General features: G+C 68.3%; 13 protein-coding genes. 9 read left to right on the forward strand and 4 right to left on the reverse strand.

Annotated features, from left to right (window positions below):
• Positions 1-195: 195 nt before the first annotated feature.
• Positions 196-744 carry a Dps family protein gene (locus ACJ7C5_RS13330; protein ID WP_097049573.1) on the reverse strand — a complete coding sequence of 183 codons (549 nt, stop codon included), beginning with the start codon at positions 742-744 and terminating at the stop codon, positions 196-198.
• Between the two features lie 86 nt (positions 745-830).
• Between ACJ7C5_RS13330 and hrpA the strand changes: the two genes are divergently transcribed.
• Positions 831-4,913 carry an ATP-dependent RNA helicase HrpA gene (gene hrpA / locus ACJ7C5_RS13335; protein ID WP_412704173.1) on the forward strand — a complete coding sequence of 1,361 codons (4,083 nt, stop codon included), beginning with the start codon at positions 831-833 and terminating at the stop codon, positions 4,911-4,913.
• A 116-nt stretch (positions 4,914-5,029) separates the two neighbouring features.
• Here the strand turns inward: hrpA and ACJ7C5_RS13340 are convergent, their stop codons facing one another.
• On the reverse strand, positions 5,030-5,566 hold the full coding sequence (locus ACJ7C5_RS13340) for a hypothetical protein (protein ID WP_093999667.1): 537 nt from the start codon (positions 5,564-5,566) through the stop codon (positions 5,030-5,032).
• 166 nt (positions 5,567-5,732) lie between these two features.
• On the opposite strand from ACJ7C5_RS13340, the gene ACJ7C5_RS13345 reads away from it, so the two are divergent.
• The 8 genes from ACJ7C5_RS13345 to tsaB all read left to right on the forward strand — a co-directional run bounded on the left by ACJ7C5_RS13345 (position 5,733) and on the right by tsaB (position 17,926).
• A complete protein-coding gene (locus ACJ7C5_RS13345; RefSeq protein ID WP_412704174.1) occupies positions 5,733-7,853 on the forward strand; it encodes a RelA/SpoT family protein in 2,121 nt (706 codons plus the stop codon).
• A 30-nt stretch (positions 7,854-7,883) separates the two neighbouring features.
• Positions 7,884-9,455, forward strand: a complete 1,572-nt coding sequence (locus tag ACJ7C5_RS13350; protein WP_412704175.1) for a hypothetical protein — start codon at positions 7,884-7,886, stop codon at positions 9,453-9,455.
• A 63-nt stretch (positions 9,456-9,518) separates the two neighbouring features.
• Positions 9,519-10,409 (forward strand): SDR family oxidoreductase, encoded by an 891-nt coding sequence (locus tag ACJ7C5_RS13355; protein ID WP_093999669.1) that lies wholly within the window; start codon positions 9,519-9,521, stop codon positions 10,407-10,409.
• 73 nt (positions 10,410-10,482) lie between these two features.
• A complete protein-coding gene (locus ACJ7C5_RS13360) occupies positions 10,483-11,535 on the forward strand; it encodes a glycosyltransferase family 2 protein (protein ID WP_412704176.1) in 1,053 nt (350 codons plus the stop codon).
• 84 nt (positions 11,536-11,619) lie between these two features.
• Positions 11,620-14,061: a penicillin-binding protein 1B gene (mrcB, locus tag ACJ7C5_RS13365; RefSeq protein WP_412704177.1), complete on the forward strand. Its 2,442-nt coding sequence runs from the start codon at positions 11,620-11,622 to the stop codon at positions 14,059-14,061.
• 5 nt (positions 14,062-14,066) lie between these two features.
• Positions 14,067-14,594 carry a hypothetical protein gene (locus tag ACJ7C5_RS13370; RefSeq protein WP_412704178.1) on the forward strand — a complete coding sequence of 176 codons (528 nt, stop codon included), beginning with the start codon at positions 14,067-14,069 and terminating at the stop codon, positions 14,592-14,594.
• 560 nt (positions 14,595-15,154) lie between these two features.
• Positions 15,155-17,203, forward strand: a complete 2,049-nt coding sequence (gene yoaA, locus ACJ7C5_RS13375) for a DNA repair helicase YoaA (RefSeq protein ID WP_088028446.1) — start codon at positions 15,155-15,157, stop codon at positions 17,201-17,203.
• 9 nt (positions 17,204-17,212) lie between these two features.
• Positions 17,213-17,926, forward strand: coding sequence for a tRNA (adenosine(37)-N6)-threonylcarbamoyltransferase complex dimerization subunit type 1 TsaB (gene tsaB, locus ACJ7C5_RS13380; protein ID WP_412704179.1), 714 nt, complete (start codon positions 17,213-17,215; stop codon positions 17,924-17,926).
• Positions 17,927-18,435: 509 nt separating this feature from the next.
• Here tsaB and ACJ7C5_RS13385 read toward each other — a convergent pair.
• Positions 18,436-19,320 carry an energy transducer TonB family protein gene (locus ACJ7C5_RS13385; RefSeq protein WP_093999672.1) on the reverse strand — a complete coding sequence of 295 codons (885 nt, stop codon included), beginning with the start codon at positions 19,318-19,320 and terminating at the stop codon, positions 18,436-18,438.
• Entirely contained in the window at positions 19,320-20,267 is a 948-nt protein-coding gene (gene gshB / locus ACJ7C5_RS13390) for a glutathione synthase (protein WP_412704180.1), read from the reverse strand. The genes ACJ7C5_RS13385 and gshB overlap by 1 nt, the downstream gene beginning before the upstream one ends.
• Between the last annotated feature and the right edge of the window lie 193 nt (positions 20,268-20,460).

Below are 20,460 nucleotides of genomic sequence, written 5' to 3' on the forward strand. Positions count from 1 at the left end.
GAAGGCGGGGTGGGTCCGGTTGCGGGGGCGTGAGCGCCATGGATGGCGCGACCGAGCCTACATGGACGTATTTACGGCGTCCCCCGCAACCGGACCCACCCCGCCAACCCTCAGGAAACCAGCTTTTGCTCCGGCCGTTGCCGTTGCCGTTGCCTCTGCGGGTGCAGGGCGCAGCCCTGCCGAACACCCCAATCCTTACTGCAGCAGGGAACGCAGCATCCAGGCGTACTTCTCGTGCGTCTGCAGGCGCTGGGTCATCAGATCCTCGGTCGGGGCGTCGTCACCCTTGGCCGCCACGTCCAGCACTTCACGTGCCGTACGGCAGACCGCTTCGTTGGCGACCACCAACTGGCGTACCATTTCACGCCAGTCCGCACTGTCGGTCAGGCCCGGTTCCTCGGCGATCGAGGTCAGCGCAGCGAATTCCCGGTAGGAGCCCGGGGCATTGAAGCCCAGCGCGCGGATGCGCTCGGCCACGTCGTCCAGTGCCGCCCACTGTTCGGTGTACTGCGTCTCGAACATGGTGTGCAGCGAGTTGAACATCGACCCGGTCACGTTCCAGTGGAAGTTGTGCGTCTTCAGGTAGAGCGTGAACGCATCGGCCTGGAAGCGCGACAGACCGTCGGCGATCTTCTTGCGGTCGCCCTGGGTGATCCCGATATCGATGTTCGGCGCCGACGCTGCCGCCGCTGCAAGCTTCTGCTTGCCGGTCTTGGCCTTGGTCGTGCTCTTGGTCTTCGCCATGGGGTTCCTCCTTGTGGAATCGTTGGCCTTCACAATAAACCGGTCGTGATGACTGGTCGCTTTCAAAGTTTTGAACGAACCGATTGATGAACTCTATCGATAAAAATCCGCCGCCCCGCCTGCGCCAACAGCGCGCCGCCATCGACGGCGCCATGAGCCGCGACCGGGGCCGTTTGCTGGGGATGCTCTCGCGTTGCCAGGCCAAGCCACAGGATGCGGCGCTGGCCGCTACCTTCGAGCAGGCCTTGCAGGCGTCGGTGCAGCGCCGGATGACACGGGCGCAGCAGCAGCCGTCCATTACTCTGGACCCCCAGCTGCCGATTGCGCGTGAAGCCGACGCGATCATCAAGCTGATCCGCGATCACCAGGTCGTGGTGATCGCCGGTGAAACCGGCTCGGGCAAGACCACCCAGCTGCCGAAACTGTGCCTGGCCGCGGGCCGTGGCCAGGCCGGCATGATCGGCTGCACCCAGCCGCGACGGATTGCCGCACGTGCGGTGGCCAGCCGCGTGGCGCAGGAACTGCAGAGCGAACTGGGCCAGCTGGTCGGCTACCAGGTGCGCTTCAACGACAAGGTCAGCGAAGACAGCCGCATCAAGTTCATGACCGACGGCATCCTGCTGGCGGAAATCGCCAGCGATCGCTGGTTGTCGAACTACGACACGATCATCGTCGACGAGGCGCACGAGCGCAGCCTCAACATCGACTTCCTGCTGGGCTACCTGAAGCAGCTGCTGCGCAAGCGCCCGGACCTGAAGCTGATCGTCACTTCGGCCACCATCGACACCGAACGCTTCGCCCAGCATTTCGACAATGCGCCGGTGATCAGCGTCGAAGGCCGCACCTACCCGGTGGAAGTGCGCTACCGCGCGCTGGAAGGCGAGGGCGAAGACCAGGGCGAGCGCACCGTCAACGACGCCATCGTGTCGGCCATCGACGAGATCACCCGCCTGGATGGGCGCGGCGATGTGCTGATCTTCCTGCCGGGTGAGCGCGAGATCCGCGATGCGCACCAGTCGCTGGAACGGCGCAAGTACCGCAATACCGAGGTGCTGCCACTGTACGCGCGCCTGTCCAACCAGGACCAGGACCGGGTGTTCAATCCCGGGCCGAACCGGCGCATCGTGCTGGCCACCAACGTGGCCGAAACTTCGCTGACGGTGCCGCGCATCCGCTACGTGGTCGATCCGGGCTTTGCCCGCGTCAAGCGCTACAGCCCACGCAACAAACTTGATCGCCTGCACATCGAGCCGATCTCGCAGGCCAGCGCCAACCAGCGCAAGGGCCGCTGCGGCCGTATCGCCGAGGGTATCTGCTACCGCCTGTACGCCGAGGCTGATTTCCAGGCGCGGCCGGAGTTCACCGATCCGGAAATCCGCCGCTCCAGCCTGGCCGGGGTGATCCTGCGCATGCTGCAGCTGGGCCTGGGCCGCATCGAGGAGTTCCCGTTCCTGGAAGCACCGGACGAGCGTGCCGTGGCCGATGGCTGGCAGCAGCTGACCGAACTGGGGGCGATCGACGCCGAGCGGCGCATGACCACCATCGGCAGGCAGATGGCACGCCTGCCGGTGGACGTGAAGCTGGCGCGCATGCTGGTCGCCGCGCAGGCCGCCGGGTGCCTGCGGCCGATGCTGGTGATCGCCTCGTTCCTGGGCATCCAGGACCCACGCGAACGCCCGCCCGAAGCGCGCGGCGCGGCCGACAGCGCGCATGCGCAGTTTGCCGATGGGCGTTCGGAATTCGTCGGCGTGCTGCGTCTGTGGGACGCCTACCGGCAGGCCCACGAAGACTTGACCCAATCCAAGCTGCGCGACTGGTGTGGCCGTCATTTCCTCGGCTTCCTGCGCATGCGTGAGTGGCGCGAGCTGCATCGCCAGCTGCGCCTGCTGTGCGAGGAGCTGGGCTGGAAGGAGGAGGCCAACGAAGCCTCGATGGCACCGTTGCTGGCCGGCAGCAGTGCGCCGGCACCGGCGCGTGACGACGCAGCGGCGGTGAAAGCCACCCGAGGCCAGCTGCATCGCGCCGCGCGCCTGGCCCGCGAAGGCAAGGCCGAGGCCGCACCGGCGCCGGTGGCCGTGCGCGCGCAGAAGGAGCAGACGCCGGTTGGCGGTGGTTTCAGCGAACGCGTGCGCGCCGCCGCCTACCAGACCCTGCACCGGGCGCTGGTGGCGGGCCTGCCGACGCAGATCGGCCACCGCACCGAGAAGGGCGATTTCCAGGCACCACGCCAGCGCCGCTTCCTGCCGTTCCCCGGTTCGGCGCTGTCCAAGCGCCCGCCGCCGTGGCTGCTGGTGGCCAACCTGCTGGATACGCAGAAGGTGTGGGGCATGACCCTGGCCGCGATCGAGCCGGACTGGGTGATTGCCGAACTGCCGCACCTGCTGCTGCGCAAGCACTTCGATCCGCACTGGTCACGCGCGCAGGGCCAGGTGCTGGCCTCCGAGCAGATCAGCCTGTTCGGCCTGGTGCTGGCGCCGAAAAAACCGGTGCACTACGGTCGCATCGAACCTGGCGAGGCGCATGACATCTTCGTGCGCCAGGCACTGGTGACCGGCGAGATCAACACCCGCGCCAGCTTCGTAGCCGACAACCAGAAAGTGCTGGAGATCGCTCGCGAGGAAGAGGCCAAGCTGCGCCGCGCCGGCATCGTCGCCGACGAGGACTGGCAGGCGCGCTGGTACCTGGACCGGGTGCCGCCGCAGATCCATTCGGCCGCGGGGCTGGATACCTGGTGGAAGGGGCTGGCACCGGAGCAGCGGAAGACCCTGCACTGGTCGCTGGTCGATCTGTTGCCGGGTGAGGGTAGCGAGCAGGAGCGTTATCCGAAGTACCTGGCGCTGGGCCAGGCGCGCTTGCCGCTGCATTACCGCTTCGAGCCGGGCGCCGACGATGACGGCGTGACTCTGGACGTGCCCCTGCACCTGCTCAACGCGCTGGACCCGGTGCAGCTGGGCTGGCTGGCGCCTGGCTTCGTCGCCGACAAGGCCTCGGCACTGATCCGCAGCCTGCCCAAGGCGATGCGCCGCAACTACGTGCCGGCGCCGGACTTCGGTCGCGCGTTCTACGAGGCGTTCCCGCAGCCCAGCGCCGATGTCATCACCGGCGAGTTGGCGCGCTTCCTGTCACGCGCAACCGGTGCCACGGTGACAGCGCTCGATTTCGAGCCCGGCTCGATCGAACCGCACCTGCACATGAACCTGCGGCTGCGCGACGAGCAGGGCAAGGTGCTGGCGACCTCGCGCGATCTGGACGCACTGCGCGCGAAATTCGGTGGTCGTGCCGGCGATGCGTTCGCTGCACGCGCTGGGCGCGAGATGGCGGCCGATGGCCTGCGTACGTTCCCGGCCACGCCGATTCCGTTGCAGGTGCCCGGTGAAGCCGGCGTGCCGGCCTATCCGGCGTTGCTGGACGAGGGTGACAGCGTGGCGCTGCGTATCTTTGCCGACCGCCAGCAGGCGCTGGAGGCCCACCCGCTGGGTGTGCGCCGCCTGCTGGAGATCGCGTTGGCCGAGAAGGTGAAGCAGGCACGCAAACAGCTGCCGGTCGGTGCCAAGACCGGCCTGCTGTATGCCGCGATCGAATCGCAGGAGCGCCTGCGCGGTGACCTGGTCGATGCGGCGATGAACGCGGTGCTGGCCGAGGGCCTGGAAGACATCCGCGATGCGGCGGCCTTCGAGCAGCGACGCGAGCATGCGGCCAAGGCACTGTTTGGTGAGGCGATGTCGCGGCTGAAGCTGGCTGAGACCATCCTGGCCCTGGTGGCGGAACTGAAGCCGATGCTGGAAGCACCGTTGATGGGCTGGGCGCGCGGCAATCTGGACGACATGGAAGCGCAGCTGGTCGGACTGATCCATCCCGGCTTCCTGCGAGACACGCCGGCTGATGCGCTGGCGCAGTACCCGCGCTATCTGAAGGCGATGATCCTGCGCACCGAGCGTGCCAAGCGTGATCCTCCGCGCGACCAGGCGCGCATGCTGGAACTGCATCCGTTCCTGGAGGCGCTGCAGGCGGGCGAGCAGCAGGGACTGCGCGAGCGGCCGCAGTGGCAGGCCCTGCGCTGGGATCTGGAAGAACTGCGGGTGTCACTGTTCGCGCAGGAGCTGGGTGCACGCACCGGCATCTCGGCGAAGAAGCTGGCGCAGCGGGTGACCGCATTGCGCCAGGCGTGACTCCGATGATGTGACGGCGTAGAGCCGAGCCCATGCCCGGCTGCTTTTGGATGCCTCGTCATCTTCCCGTGCAGATCGCAGCCGAGCGTGGGCTCGGCTCTACACAATGGGCGGCATTACTTGGTACGGCGCACCTTCGGCTGGGTGTTCACGCCCTCGACCTTCATGTACCACACGCCCATCACACCGGGCTTGATGCTCACATGGGGCGACGGCTTGCGCACGCCGGACAGGGTCGTGGCATCGATCTGCTCCCATTCCTGGCCGTTGTCCAGCACGTAGATGCGGCCGTTGCCGAAGCCGCGGAACTCGCCCTGCAGCACGCCGGTGATCGGCTCGTTGCTGCCGAAATCGAAGAAGCCACGGTTCTTCACGATCACTTCCTGGCGGCCTTCCTCGCGCGCCTCCTCGCGTACCGCCGCGACGGCCTGGGTGGTGGCCGCTTCGACCTTGCCCTGCAGCCAGCGATTGAGCGCAGCCAGCTCGGTGGCGCTGAGCTTGTCCAGACCGGCCGCCTTGAATTCGGCGGGCGACATCTGCTGCTGCAGGTCACCCTCCACCACGCGCTGGGCCAGCGCAGGCGCCGACAAGGACAGCAGGAGCGCGGCGCAGGCCAGCAGCCGTGGGCGGAAAGGCGGGACGATCGAGGGCATGGCGGGTCTCTCCTGGGTTTGCCCGCGAGTGTAGCGGCATGTCTTCATGCCGGGCGATGGTGGCCGTGGTGATTGTCCCTGAACGGCGCCGGCGCTAGTGTAGGGACCTCTGTCTTGCCTGCTCGATGCTGTGAACCGCGCTTCCGTCCCCGGCCTGGATGCCTTGTTGAACCGTCCCTCGGCAGCGGTGCTGCCCGCTCCGCTGCGCCAGGCCCTGCGCGAGCACTGGGAAGCGCCGGAGTGCGACCACCAGATGCGTGCCAGCTGGTCGGTGCTGGGCGATACCCTCGACGCACTGGCGATGCTCTCGGCCGATGAAGGCGCGGTGGTCGCGGCCTTGTTGTTCGATCTGCCGGGCCTGCGCGCCAGCCTGGAGCAACTGCCGCTGGGCAGTCACAAGGCGGCGGTGATCGGCCTGCTCGACGGTCAGGATGCAGCCGATCCGGTATGGGCGCTGCACGCCGGCCGCGAGGCCGGGCGCAACAGTGAAGGCCTGCGCCGCCTGCTGCTGGCGATCATCCGGGACCTGCGCGTGGTGCCGATCCTGCTGGCACGGCAGCTGGCGCGGATGCGCGCGGCCGACAAGCTGGATGACGAGCAACGCCGCGCGCTGGCACAGCTGACCCGCGACATCCATGCACCGCTGGCCAACCGGTTGGGCATCTGGCAGCTGAAGTGGGAGCTGGAGGACCTGGCGTTCCGCCACCTGGAACCGGAGACCTACCGGCGTATCGCCCGCGAGGTGGACGAAACCCGCATCGCGCGCGAACGCTATGTCGAGAACGTCAAGAAGGTGCTGTCGCGCGAGCTGGTCGCGCAGGGCATCAAGGCCGAAGTCAGCGGCCGCCCGAAGCACATCTACAGCATCTGGCGGAAGATGCAGAAGAAGCGGCTGGCGTTCGACCAGCTGTACGACATCCGCGCAGTGCGGGTGATGGTTGACGACGTCGCCGCCTGCTATGCCGCGCTGGGCGTGGTGCACGCGCTGTGGGCGCCGGTGCCGAGCGAGTTCGATGATTACATCGCACGCCCGAAGGCCAACGACTACCGCTCGCTGCACACCGCCGTGGTTGGCCCGGAAGGGCGCACCATCGAAGTGCAGATCCGAACCCATGAAATGCACTCGCAGGCCGAGCTGGGCGTGGCCGCGCACTGGAAGTACAAGGAAGGCGGCAAGGGCGCGGAAAAGTCCTTCGACCGCAAGATCACCTGGATGCGCCAACTGCTGGAGCAGGCACAGGACGGGCAGGGCAATGAACTGGCCGGGGCGCTCGACGCCGAGCTGACCGAAGACCGGGTCTATGCACTGAGCCCGAAGGATGAGGTGCTGGACCTGCCACAGGGGGCCACGCCGCTCGATTTCGCTTACCAGGTGCACACCATGGTTGGCCACCGCTGCCGGGGCGCCAAGGTCAATGGCCGCATCGTGCCGCTGACCTACCGCCTGCGCAGTGGCGACCGTGTCGAAATCCTGACCGGCAAGGAGGCCGACCCGCGTCGCGACTGGCTGATGCCGGCCCTGGGTTTCCTGGCCAGCAACCGTTCGCGCGAGAAGGTGCGCAGCTGGTTCCACAAGCTGGACCGTGCGCGCAACGTGCAGGCCGGCCGTGAGCTGCTCGAGCGTGAGCTGAAGCGGCTGGGCCTGCAGCACTCGGACCTGACGGTGGCGGCGAAGAAGTTCCATGCCGACAGCGTTGACGACCTCTACATCCAGGTGGCGCTGGGCGATACCGGCCCGAACCAGGTCAGCCGTACCCTGCTGGAGGCGGAGCGTGCGGCGAGCCAGCCGGCACCTGCGCCGAGCCTGCCGCGGCCGACCGCGCGCCGCGAGAACCTGGGCAAGTCCAAGTTCACCGTGCAGGGCGTGGGCAACCTGCTGGTGCAGTTGGCGCGTTGCTGCCAGCCGGTGGCCGGCGAACCGATCGTCGGCTACCTGACCCGTAGCCGGGGTGTCACCGTGCATCGTGCAGACTGTGCCGCGCTGGCCCGGCTGGCAGCCACCAGCCCACAGCGCATCCTGCCGGTGGAGTGGGGCCAGGCCGGTGGTGGCTACGAAGTGGACGTGGTGGTCACCGCAGTCGACCGCCGCTGGCTGCTGAAGGACATCACCAACCTGATCGCCCAGGAAGACGCCTACGTGCTCGACATCCACAGTGACAACGTGCGCAACAGTGGCCGTGCCCACCTCCGCCTGCGCCTGAAAGTCAGTGACTACGGCCAGCTGTCGACCCTGCTGGGCAAGCTGGACGCGCTGCCGGGCGTGAGCGAGGCCCGTCGCCTCGGCTGAGCTTCACGCTGCCACGGCTACCCTGCACGCATGGAACGCGAGCCCCCGCATCGCCCGCATGGCGCCGAACATCCTGCGCTGGACCGCGTCCGCCGCGAAGGCCGCTGGTGGTGGCTGCAGGCACGCCACGCGCGCCGGGTGTGGCGCTGGGCGCTGGTCGCGGCGCTGGCGGTGTTCGTGCTGCTGGTGCTGCTGCGCAAGCCATTGGCTGACTGGTTCTGGGACGAGCCGCAGATCGAACAGTTGCTGGCCGAAGGTGACCGCGCGCTTGCCACCGGCCGGCTGAGCGCGGCCGACGGCAGTGGTGCGCGCGAGCGCTACCAGGCCGTGCTGGCGCTGGATGGCGATCGCCCGCAGGCCCGCGAGGGCCTGGCACGAACCGCTGCGGCCGCATTGCAGCAGGCCCGCGACAAGCTCCAGAACGACGACCTCGACGGCAGTGCACAGGCACTGTCGCTGGCTCGCGAGTTGCAGGTGCCGCAGGTCGATGCAGATGCCGTCGACCGCCAGCTGCAGGCACGGCGAAGTGCCGGCGCCGGCATCGGTGCGCTGCTGGCCCAGGCCCGCAATGCCTTCGCTGCCGGGCGGCTGGACGATGGCGACAGCAGCGCGCTGCCGCTGTTCCAGCGCATCCTGGTGCTGCAGCCGGACAACCTGCCGGCGCTGGAAGGGCGCGAGGATGCGCTGAGCGATCTGCTGCAGCACGCGCGTACCTTGGCCGCGCGCGGGGAGCTGGCCGAGGCCGCCGCGATCGTGCAGCGCGCGCGCCAGTTCGATGCAGGCCATGCCGATCTTCCGGCCAGCCAGGAAGCACTGGCGCGTGCGGTCGATGAACGCCTGCGGCAGGCGCAGCGCGCGCTGCAGCGGCAGCAGCTGGAAAAGGCAGCGAAAGGATTCCTGGCCGTGCTGGCGGTGGCACCGGAGGACCCTGCTGCCCAGCGTGGGCGGGAGCAGGCGCTGCAGGCGGTGCTCGCGCGCAGCCAGACCCAGGCCGATGATTTCCAGTTCGAGGCTGCGCAGCGCGATGCGGCGCTGGCGGAAGAACTGGGTGCGTCGGCGGCAGCACGTCAGCAGCTGGCGCAGCGCCTGCAACGCGCGCAGCAGGCGCAGCAGTCTCTGAAACAACCGGCCGTCAGTGCGGTGCAACGTGAACGACAGCTGCGCGATCACCTTCGCAGGATGGAGCGCGCCGAGCGCGCCGGGCAGTGGATCAGCCCCCCCGGCCACAGTGCGTTTGATGCGCTGCGTGAAGCGCAATCACTGTCGCCGCGCGATGCACGGGTGAAAGCCGCAGCCGCCCGCCTGCTGCCTGCCAGCCGCAGTTGCTTCGATGACAACCTGCGGCAGAACCGGGTGCAGGCAGCAGGGGCGTGCCTGCAGGCCTGGCAGACCCTGTCACCCACTGCGAATGGCCTGCCTGCTGCCCGCCAGCGCCTGGCACAGCGATGGCTGGCAATTGGCAGCGAGCGTCTGGGCAATGGCGATGTGGCCTTTGCCGAGCGCGCCCTGCAGCAGGCCGGTGAGCTGGGGGTTGGTGCTTCCAGCAGCGAGTACCAGCAGCTGCGGCAGCGCCTGCGCGACATCGGGGTGTCCTCTCCCTGAGCCCCGCCGTTGCCGGAGGGGTCGCTATAGTAGCCAGCCCCGCAACACCCCCACGGAGTGCCGATGACCGTCCTTGTTTCCGGAGCCACCAGCCAGATCGGCCGGTTCCTGCTGCCGCGCCTGGTGCAGGTGCATGAGCGGGTGCAGGCGGTGAGCCGGCGGCCACAACGGGCACAGGACGGTGTGCAGTGGCTGTGCGGGGATCTGGCAAGCGCACTGGACAGCGTGCCGTCCCCGGCCTGGAAGGCGATCGCCAGCTTCGGACCGCTGGAAGGCTTGGCGCAGTGGTTGTCACGGCAGACCGTGGCCCCGGCTGGGCGGGTCATCGCCACCAGTTCGATGAGCGTGCTGAGCAAGCAGGATTCCGAGCAGGCCGACGAACAGGACGTGGTAGCGATGCTGCAGCGGGGCGAAGCAGGCTTGATCGAACAGGCCGAACGTCTTGGCATGGCGTGGACGATCCTGCGGCCGACGCTGATCTACGGCGCCGGCATCGACCGCAGCATCACCCCGATTGTGCAGCGCGCGCTGCGTCTGCGCCTTTTCCCGATCCCGCTGGCCGATGGCCTGCGCCAGCCGGTGCATGCCGATGACATCGCCCGTGCTGTGGTGGCCTGCATCAGCAGCGGCGCGGGGTCCTCGAGGGTGCTGGAAATTGGTGGCGGCGAACGGCTGCCCTACCACGCGATGTTCCGCCGCGTGCATGCCAGCCTGGCGCAGCCGACCCTCGCGCTGCCGTTGCCGGGCGGTGCCCTGCGTGGCCTGGCTGCACTGGTTCCACGCGCCCGCGGCCCGGTGTCACGCCTGCAGCAGGACCTGGTTGCAGACAACGGCCCGCTGCAGGCGCTGTTGGGCATCTCGCCGCGACCATTCCAGCCGGAGGCGGGCATGTGGCAGCCGATGAGCGCTGCGCAGGCCCTGCAGCGTATCGCCGCGCATCCCGGCAACGGCTAGTCAGCGCCTGTTTCCATGCGCTGGCGGGGGCTCTGCTACCATCCCCCGGCCTTGTTTTCCGCGAGTACGTTCGATGCCTGACACGCCATCCCGATCGGCCGCTGCCGAACGCATTGGCGTCGCGCTGTGCACCTACAACGGTGCGCGCTACCTGCAGGCACAGCTGGACAGCATCCTCGAGCAGGATCTGCCGGTGAACGAAGTCGTGATCGGTGATGACGGCTCCAGTGACCAGACGCTGCAACTGCTGCAGGCTTTCGTGCCGCGCGCGCAGGCGCTGGGCGTGCGTGTCGAGATCGTCCAGCACGCACGGAATCTCGGCTATGTGCGCAATTTCGCCGACGCGCTGCTGCGTTGCCAGGCCGATATCCTGTTCCTGTGCGATCAGGATGATGTCTGGCATCCGGGGCGGGTCCGCAGCTACGTGCAACGCTTCCAGGCAGACCCGGCCCTGTTGCTGTTGCACAGCGACGCGCGGTTGGTGGATGCGCAGGGCGCGCCGCTGGGTCAGCGCCTGCTGGAAGTGCTGGTGGTGCATCCGGCGGAAGTGGAGCTGGAGCGCGCCGGGCTGGCTGCCGACGTGATCCTGCAACGTAATTTTGTCACCGGCGCAACCTGTGCGATGCGTCGCCAGCTTGTGGTCGGATCACTGCCCGTGCCTGCGGGCTGGAGCCACGACGAATGGCTCGCGGTCAACGCATCGCTGCGAGGAGGGCTGGACATGCTGGCCGAACCGACCATCGACTATCGGCAGCATGGCAACAACCAGATCGGAGCCAGTCGGCGCGGCTTTCTGCAACGCCTGCGCCATCTTGACCTGTTCGATGCGCAGGCGCGCCAGCGCACGGCGGGGCGCCTGCTGGCCCTGGATGCTCTGCTGCGACAGCGTGGCGTGGTCGTGGCGCCGGAGCGCTTCCAGGGGCTTCACGCGCTGGCCTGGCGCATGGCGTGGTCGCGGCTGCAGCTGTATCGCCGCGCGGATGTTCAGGGACGCTGGATCGCCCATGACGCGCCGCGCTTGATCGCTCGCTTGGCCAATGTCTGCCTCGCCGGAGCCGGCTGGAAGGGCCTCCGGGCGGCGCTGGCAGGAGCCGCGGCAGGCCGGCGGACGTCGCGCCCTGCTTGAACTGCAGTGAAACCGCAGCCCATCGCCTGCCAGCCGCCACGGCGGCTGCGTTAGACTCGCCAGACCCTACCTGCCCGCATCCCCGTGCCCCGACGCTACGATTCCGACGACATCGACGATTTCGACGACGACGACCAGCAGGACGACAGCCCGCTGTGGCGGCGTCGCCTGATCACCTGGAGCATGGCCGCGGTCGCGTTGGGATTGGGCTTCCTGATCCCCTATACGCTGTACCTGAACCAACAGGTGACCCAGCGCTTCGGTGAGCTGCGCTGGCAGATCCCGACCCGTGTGTATGCGCGTCCGCTGGTGCTTGCGCCGGGCAAGGCGTTGGACACGGCGACCCTGAAGACCGAGTTGGCCGCGTCCGCCTACCGCGATGACGGACAGGGCAAGGAGCCGGCCACCTATGCGGTGAACGGTGGGCGTTTCGTTATTTCCAGCCGCGGCTACAACGATGTCGATGGCCGCGTCGCTCCGCGCCGGTTGGAGCTGTCGTTGTCCGACGGTGCGGTCGCTTCGCTGCGCGACGCCGACAACCGCAAGGCGCTGAAGGCCGCGCGGCTGGATCCTGCACGCATCGCCACGCTGTACGGGCAGAAGCAGGAAGAGCGCCGCCTGATCCGCATGGATGAGGCGCCGGATCTGCTGGTGACCGGCCTGCAGGCGGTGGAGGACAAGGACTTCAACCGCCACCACGGCATCGACCTGTCCGGCATTGCCCGCGCGGTGTGGGTGACCATCCGCTCCGGTGGCCAGAGCCGCCAGGGCGCCTCTACGCTGACCCAGCAGCTGGCCCGCAGCGGCCTGCTCGGCATCGGCAAGGAACAGACGGTCACCCGCAAGTTCAACGAAGTGCTGTACGCGCTGATCATGGAAGCGCGCTACGACAAGCGCACCATTTTCGAGGCCTACCTCAACCAGGTGTACCTGGGCCAGCGTGGCAGCCAGGCCATCCATGGCATGTCCTCTGGCGCCGAGTTCTGGTTCGGTCGTGACCTGCAGTCGCTGGAGACCGAGCAGATCGCGCTGCTGATCGGCCTGGTCAAGGGGCCGTCCTTCTACGACCCGCGGCGCAACCCGGAGCGTGCGCTGGATCGCCGCAACTTCGTGCTGGGCAAGCTGCACGAGGCCACGTTGATCGACGATGCCGAGTACCAGCGTGCGCTGAAGGCACCGCTGGGCGTGCCCAAGACACCGGGACTGGTCGCGGCCAACCGCTTCCCGGCTTACGTCGACCTGGTTCGTCGCCAGCTTGGCCATGACTATCCGGAATCGGCGCTGCAGGGCGCCGGCCTGAGCGTGATGACCGGCATGTCGCCGTCCGCGCAGGCCTATGCCGAAGGCGCGGTGACCCGCACCATCAAGTCGCTGGAAAGCAAGCGTCGCCCCGAACTGCAGGCCGGCATGGTGCTGACCGACGTGCACAACGGTGACGTGCTGGCGGTGATCGGCAGTCGTGAGGTGTCCGAGGTCGGCTTCAATCGAGCGATCGAAGCACAGCGCCCGGTTGGCTCGCTGCTCAAGCCGTTCGTGTACCTGCTGGCCCTGGCTCAGCCGGACCGTTACTCGCTGGCCAGCTGGGTCGACGATTCACCGGTGACCGTCCAGCTCGGCCGTGGCCGCAACTGGAACCCCGGCAACGCCGACAACCGCAGCCATGGCACGGTTCGCCTGATCGACGCGCTGGCGCATTCCTACAACCAGGCCACCGTGCGCGTGGGCATGCAGGTCGGCCCCGAGCGCGTGACCCAGCTGATCCACGTGCTGGCGGGTATCAAGGCCGAAGCGAATCCGGCGGTGATCCTCGGCTCGACCGACCAGAGCCCGTACGCGATGGCGCAGCTGTACCAGTTCCTTGCGTCCGGCGGCGAGATCCAGCCGCTGCACGCGGTGCGTGGCGTGCTCGACCCGCAGGGCAAGCTGCTCAAACGGTATGACAAGACTCCGGCACCGGCCCAGGAAGGCGACTCGATCGCCGCCAACCTGATCAGCGTCGGCCTGCAGCAGGTGGTCGCCAACGGTACCGCGCAGCGTCTCAACGCCGACGGTCTGGGCCGGCTGCAGCCGGCCGGCAAGACCGGTACCACCAATGATGGCCGTGACAGCTGGTATGCCGGTTACACCGGCGATCATCTGGCCGTGATCTGGATCGGCAACGACCAGAACGAGCAGGCCGGCCTGTACGGCGCCACCGGTGCGATGCGGGTGTGGTCGGGGATCTTCCAGCGCCTGCCAAGCGCACCGCTGAAGGTCAGCAACAAGGGCCTGGATTGGCAGTCGGTGGCCGCCACCGGCATGAACACCACCGACGATGGATGCCCGGGCGCGCGTCGCTTCCCGTTCGTGGTGGGTTATGCACCGGCCTATGCGCCGTGTGCGCCGGCGGTGTCGCCGGATGGGCAGGGTGGGGCCGAAGGTGAGGGCGGCGGCTGGCGCAGCTGGTTCGGCCTGGACCGAAAGCCCGAGCCGCCTGCTGAACCTGCCGCGGTACCCGCCGCGGCCACACCTCCTCCGAGCCGATGATGCCGATGAACATCCGATCCCTGCTGCAGCCCCTGGCCCTGACCGGCCTCAGCCTGGCCCTGGCCGCCTGCGTGAGCAGCCCGCCACCGGCGGCCAAGCCGGTGGATACCACGACGCCGGCGCAGCGCCTGGCCGCAGTCGACGCCGCCGCAGGCCCGGACGACAAGGAACTGTCGGTGCAGCCACTGCGTGATTCGCAGGTGGAAGATCTGCGGGTGACCGCGCAGGCGCAGCGCCAGGCCAACGATCTGGCCGGTGCCGCGAGCAGCCTGGACCATGCGCTGGAGATCGTGGCGGGTGACCCGGCGGTGCTGCAGGAGCGCGCCGAGCTGGCGCTGCTGCAGGGGCAGTGGGCGCAGGCGGAGACGTTCGCACGTAAGGCGATCGACCTGGGTTCGAAGACCGGGCCGCTGTGCCGCCGGCACTGGGCGACGATCGAGCAGTCGCGTCTGGCGCGGGGCGAGAAGGAAAATGCGGTGTCGGCGCATGCGCAGCTGGAAGGCTGCACGGTGCCGGGGATCAAGCGGTACTGAGGTATTCCACTCCATCGGGCGCTGCCCCCTCTGCGGCAAGCGCTCGCACTGATGGATGGTCGTGATGGGCCGTGTGGGTGGGGGGGGGGGGGGGGGGGGGGCGGCGCCCCCCCCCCCCCCCATGGATGGGTTTACGGCGTGTCCTGCACGCCCCACCCACCCGGCCCGCCATACATCGCGCGGGCCGCAGGCAAGAACAAAATCAAAATCAAAAGCGGGTCGCGCGCTGCGCGCGCTCGCTGCCATTTCTTTTCTTCTTTCCCCGTTACTCCCATCGCTTCTGAACCACCAGTCGAGCAAGCTCGACGCTACGAAGCGCATCTCTCCGTCACCGGGAAACTGTCGAAGGCGGGCCGGGAGGGGCAGGCAGGACCGTTGGCGCCATGGATGGCGCCATCGAGCCCCATGGATGGGTTTACGGCGTGTCCTGCCTGCCCCTCCCGGCCCGCCCAGCACGTAGAAACCCAGAGCCGTGAACAACGCCGTTGCCGTTGCTGTTGCTCTGGCTCCGGCTTGAAACGGGTGCCGGGCAGCGCCCGGCCGGGTATCCTTTGCCTCTGATGTCCGATCTTGTCCATGCCAGCCGCGAAGCCCTCAGCGAAGGCGGCGCGCTCGCCTCGCACCTGGATGCCTTTGTCCCGCGTCCGGCACAGCTGCACCTGACCGAAGCCATCGCCGATGCGCTGCAGCAGCGTGATCTGCTGCTGGCCGAGGCCGGTACCGGCACCGGCAAGACCTTTGCCTATCTGGTGCCGGTGTTGCTGTCCGGGTTGCGCACCATCATCTCCACCGGTACCCGCGCGCTGCAGGACCAGCTCTACCACCGCGATCTGCCACGGGTGCGCCAGGCACTGGGTGTCGGCCTGCGCAGCGCGCTGCTGAAGGGGCGCGCGAACTACCTGTGCCGCTATCGCCTGCAGCAGGCGCGGGGCGAGCCGCGTTTTTCCAGCCCCGAACAGGCCGCGCAGTTCCAGCGCATCCTGGCCTGGTCCGGTCGTTCGGAGTTCGGTGACATCGCCGAACTGGAAGGTCTGGCCGATGATTCGCCGCTGCTGCCGATGGTCACCTCCACCGTCGACAACTGCCTGGGTACCGATTGCCCGTTCTGGGATGACTGTTTCGTGGTGCGTGCGCGCCAGCGTGCGCAGGCGGCCGACGTGGTGGTGGTCAACCATCACCTGCTGCTGGCCGACCTGGCACTGAAACAGGATGGCTTCGGTGAGTTGTTGCCGGGGGCGCAGGCCTTTGTCATCGACGAGGCGCATCAGCTGCCCGAACTGGCAGCGCAGTTCTTCGGCGAAGGTTTTGGCATGCGTCCGTGGCAGGAACTGGGCCGCGACTGCCTGGCCGAAGCGCGCGGCGTAGGGGGCGCACAGTCGGCCCTGCAGGAACCGGTCGACCAGTTGCAGCAGGCGTTGTTGGCACTGCGTTCGGCGATGGAAGGGCTGCCGCCACGTGGTACGCAGTGGCGAGCGCTGGCGATGCCACAGGTGCGCGACGGATTCGATACGGTGATGGCGGGGTTGGTGACTCTGGAGCAGGCGCTGCAGCCGCTGCGCGAAGCGGCGGCGGGCCTGGATGCCTGTCATGCGCGGGCGCGCGAGGCAGTCTCGCGGCTCAGCCGCTGGCTGGGCGATGATGAACCCACCCTCGATTTCGATACCGATCCGGCGGACACCGCCAGTGCCGCCGATGTGCTCTGGTACGAGCTCACGCCACGTGGTTTCCGCTGCCAGCGCACGCCGATGGATGTGTCCGGCCCTTTGCGCGAGCATCGTGAGCGCAGTCGCGCGGCATGGATCTTCACCTCGGCGACGCTGACCGTGGGCGGTGGCTTCGACCACATCGCCACGCGCCTGGGGCTGGACGATCCGCACACGCTGGTCCAGCCGAGCCCGTTCAACTGGCCCGAGCAGGCGTTGTGCTACCTGCCCGAAGGGCTGCCAGATCCGGCCGCGCGGGGCTTCGGCACTGCGCTGATCCAGACCCTGCGGCCGGTGCTGCAGGCGTCGCAGGGCAGGGCGTTCCTGCTGTTCGCTTCGCATCGCGCCCTGCGCGAGGCCGCCGAGGCACTGCGTGATGGGCCTTGGCCGTTGTTCGTGCAGGGCGAGGCACCGCGCGCGACGCTGCTGCAACGCTTCCGCGAATCGGGCAATGGCGTGCTGCTGGGCTCGGCCAGTTTCCGCGAGGGCGTGGACGTGGTGGGTGAGGCGCTGAGCGTGGTGATGATCGACAAGCTGCCGTTCGCGGCACCAGACGATCCGGTGTACGAGGCGCGGCTGGAGGCGATCCGCAGCCAGGGCGGCAATCCGTTCCGCGATGAGCAGCTGCCGCAGGCGGTGATTGCGCTGAAACAGGGCGTCGGCCGTCTGATCCGCAGCGAGAGCGACCGTGGTGTGTTGGTGTTGTGCGACCCGCGCCTGCTCAACCGCGGCTACGGCCGGGTCTTCCTCGATTCACTGCCGCCGTTCCGCCGTACCCGCAACCTGGCCGATGTGCAGGCCTTCTTTACGCCACAATGGGCGCCCGTGGCCGATGATGCGGCTGCCCCAGCCGCTGTTGCGACCGGCCCCGAGCCGGCGCCCGGTGCCACGTTCCCCCTGTTCTGACCCGATCTGATGAAACTGCTCGCCTTTGAAACCGCCACCGAAGCCTGTTCCGTTGCCCTGCATGTCGATGGGCAGGTGCTGGAACGCTTCGAGATCGCCCCGCGCCGGCATGCCGAACTGAGCCTGCCGTGGGCCGAGGCGCTGCTGGCCGAAGCAGGCATCAGCCGCCGCCAGCTGGACGGCATCGCACTCAGCCGCGGCCCCGGTGCATTCACTGGTGTGCGCCTGGCGATCGCCATTGCCCAGGGCATCGCACTGGCGCTGGACCGGCCGCTGTTGCCGGTCTCGACGCTGCAGGTGCTGGCGTTGCGGGCACCGGCGGAAGAAACGCAGATCCTGTCAGCGATCGATGCGCGGATGGGCGAACTGTATGTCGCCCGCTTCGAGCGTGTGGACGGCCTGCCGGTGGCGCGTGATGCTGAACGCGTGTGCGCACCGGCAGCGGTGGCGCTGCCGGAGGGGCTGTCGACCTACGGTGTCGGTACCGGTTTCGGTGCAGCCGAGGGCGCACTGGTGGCGCAACTTGGGGCTGGCTTGCGTGGATTCGATGCCGCCGCATTGCCGCGTGCGTCAGACGTACTGGCACTGGCGGTGCCGGCGTTCGCTCGCGGCGAAGTCATTGCACCGGAGAGGGTCGAGCCGGCGTACCTGCGCGACAACGTGGCGCTGACCCTGGTCGAGCAGCAGGCGGCGCGCGAGGCGAAGGCGAAGGCCAACGGCTGAGCCCCTCGTGGCGGGGTTGGTTGCGTAGATCAAAAGCCGTGGTTTGGCCGGGCGGGTGGGCTGCGCAGGGGGCGCTGCAAGTACGTCCCTGTAAGCTCGGTCGCCGCATCCATGCGGCTCACGCCCCTGCGCAGCCCACCCGCCCGACCTCTGACAGTTTCCGTGTGCGTCCGCCACGGAAAATCAAAAAAAAGGAAAGTCAAAGTCAAAAGCGGATCGCTTCGCTCGCATCCACGCGTAGCGTGGATGTGTGTCGACCAAGGTCGACACCTGCCAACAGCAGAGCGGGACACGATGCGCCGGGATCTGTCAGAGGTGGGGCGGTGTGGGCTTGCAGGACCGTTGGCGCCATGGATGGCGCCATCGAGCCCCCATGGACGGGTTTACGGCGTGTCCTGCAAGCCCACACCGCCCCGCCAGGTCCGGCATCTCCGTCGCCGCTTCTGCTGTTGCTTCGGTTGTGGCCGTAGCCTCTGCGGGTCCCGGGCCGCAGGCCCGGGCAACAAACCCTACCGGTCGTCGTGCAGGGTGCCGCCCGGCAGGAACACCCACGTGCGGGTGACCTGCAGGATATCGATCTCATCTTCGGTCTTCGGCAACGGCGGGAACGGCTGCGCCAGCTTCACCACCCGCAGTGCCGCCTCATCCAGCAGCGGCGTCCCGCTCGAACGCAGGATCCGGCTGCTCTCCACGCTGCCATCGCGGCGCACGCCCACGCTGATCACCACCTGGCCACCAAGCCGGCGCTGCCGGGCCTCGTCCGGGTAATTCAGATTGCCTACGCGCTCGGCGCGGTCGACCCAGGCACGCAGGTAATTGGCATAGGCATATTCGCGCGTGCTGGCCGACACGAACTTGCGGTTCGGGCGCTTGGCGTACTGCGCCGAGCGTAGATGGACTTCAGCGGCCAGTCGGGCCATTTCCACATCGCGCTGCTCGCGTGCGCTCAGCGGTGCGTCCGGTTCGGGCTGATCCGGCGTGGGCCGGGACTGCGCCTGCGCGACCACTTCTTGGCCATTGCGGCTGCTGACTACCCGTGCCTGTGGCGGCGGAACCGGCGCGGCCGATTGCTGCTGCTGTGGAACCGGGCTCATTCCGGACTGGGCCTGCGGCACGATGCCGGCCTGGTTGTCGCGCGGACGCTGTGCGCGATCGTGCTCGCCACCGCCTTCCTGGTTGGCCGCGGCCAGGAAATCGGCCTGCTTCGGCGTCAATGCGGTGCGGGTCTGGCTGAAGATCACTTCCAGCGTCGGCACCAGCGGTGCATCGCCCTTCACGGCAAAGCCCACGCCCAGGATCAGCAGGGCGTGGACCAGCACAGACAGCGCGATGGTCGCCCCCAGCCGTTGCGCTTCGCGCGGAGGCGGGGGCAGGACGGCAGGTGCGGACGGCATCAGCGCAGGCCGGCCTCGAGCGCGTCGAACAGGGTGCCGGCGATGTTCAGGCCGTACTGTGCGTCCAGTTCGCGCACGCAGGTCGGGCTGGTCACGTTGACCTCGGTCAGGTAGTCGCCGATCACGTCCAGGCCGACGAAGCGCATGCCGCGGCGCTTCATTTCCGGGCCGACCTGGGCGGCGATCCAGCGGTCGCGCTCGCTCAGCGGGCGGCCTTCGCCACGGCCGCCGGCCGCCAGGTTGCCGCGGAACTCGTCACCCTGGGGAATGCGCGCCAGGCAGTAGTCGACCGGTTCGCCGTCGACCAGCAGGATGCGCTTGTCGCCGGCCGTGATGTCGGGAATGAACTTCTGGGCCAGCGCCAGCTTGCGGCCGCCGTCGGTCAGGGTTTCCAGGATCACGTTCAGGTTCGGGTCGCCCTGGCCGCTGCGGAAGATCGAGCGGCCGCCCATGCCATCCAGCGGCTTCAGCACGGCCTGGCCGTGTTCCAGCGCGAAGGCCTTCAGCGCCTTGGCATCGCGGCTGACCAGGGTCGGCGGGCAGCACTGCGGGAACAGCAGCGCGGCCAGCTTTTCGTTGTAGTCGCGCAGCCCCTGCGGATTGTTGACCACGCAGGCGCCGGCGGTCGCGGCCACGTCCAGCACCTGGGTGTCGTAGATGTATTCGGCGTCGACCGGCGGGTCCTTGCGCATCAGCACGATCTGGCCGGGGCCGAACTCGGTGCGGCTGAATGCGCCCAGCTCATACCATCCGGCCGGGTCGTCGCGCACCTGCAGTGGCGCGGTCTGGGCCACCGCCACGCCGCCTTCCAGGGCCAGGCCGCCCGGGCGCACGTAGTGCAGGGCATGGCCGCGGCGCTGGGCCTCCAGCAGCATGGCGAAGGTGGTGTCCTTGGCGATCTTGATGTGGGCGATGGGATCCATCACCACGATGACGTTCAACGGCATGGGCGCACCTGTCAGGCAAGGCGTTGATGGTAGCGGCAACGCCGCTCGCGCGCCTCCCCGCCGTACTGCAACGCAGCGTCCGCCCGGCGGTCGCGCACGCATTGCGAAACCCGTCACGTTCAGGAGGGCGCCATGCCCCACGCCATGGGGCGGCCTTGAAGCGGGCGCGGAAAGTGCGATATAGATACGCTTT

It is taken from the genome of Nocardiopsis yanglingensis, from assembly GCF_045809185.1.
GTDB lineage: Bacteria > Pseudomonadota > Gammaproteobacteria > Xanthomonadales > Xanthomonadaceae > Stenotrophomonas > Stenotrophomonas yanglingensis.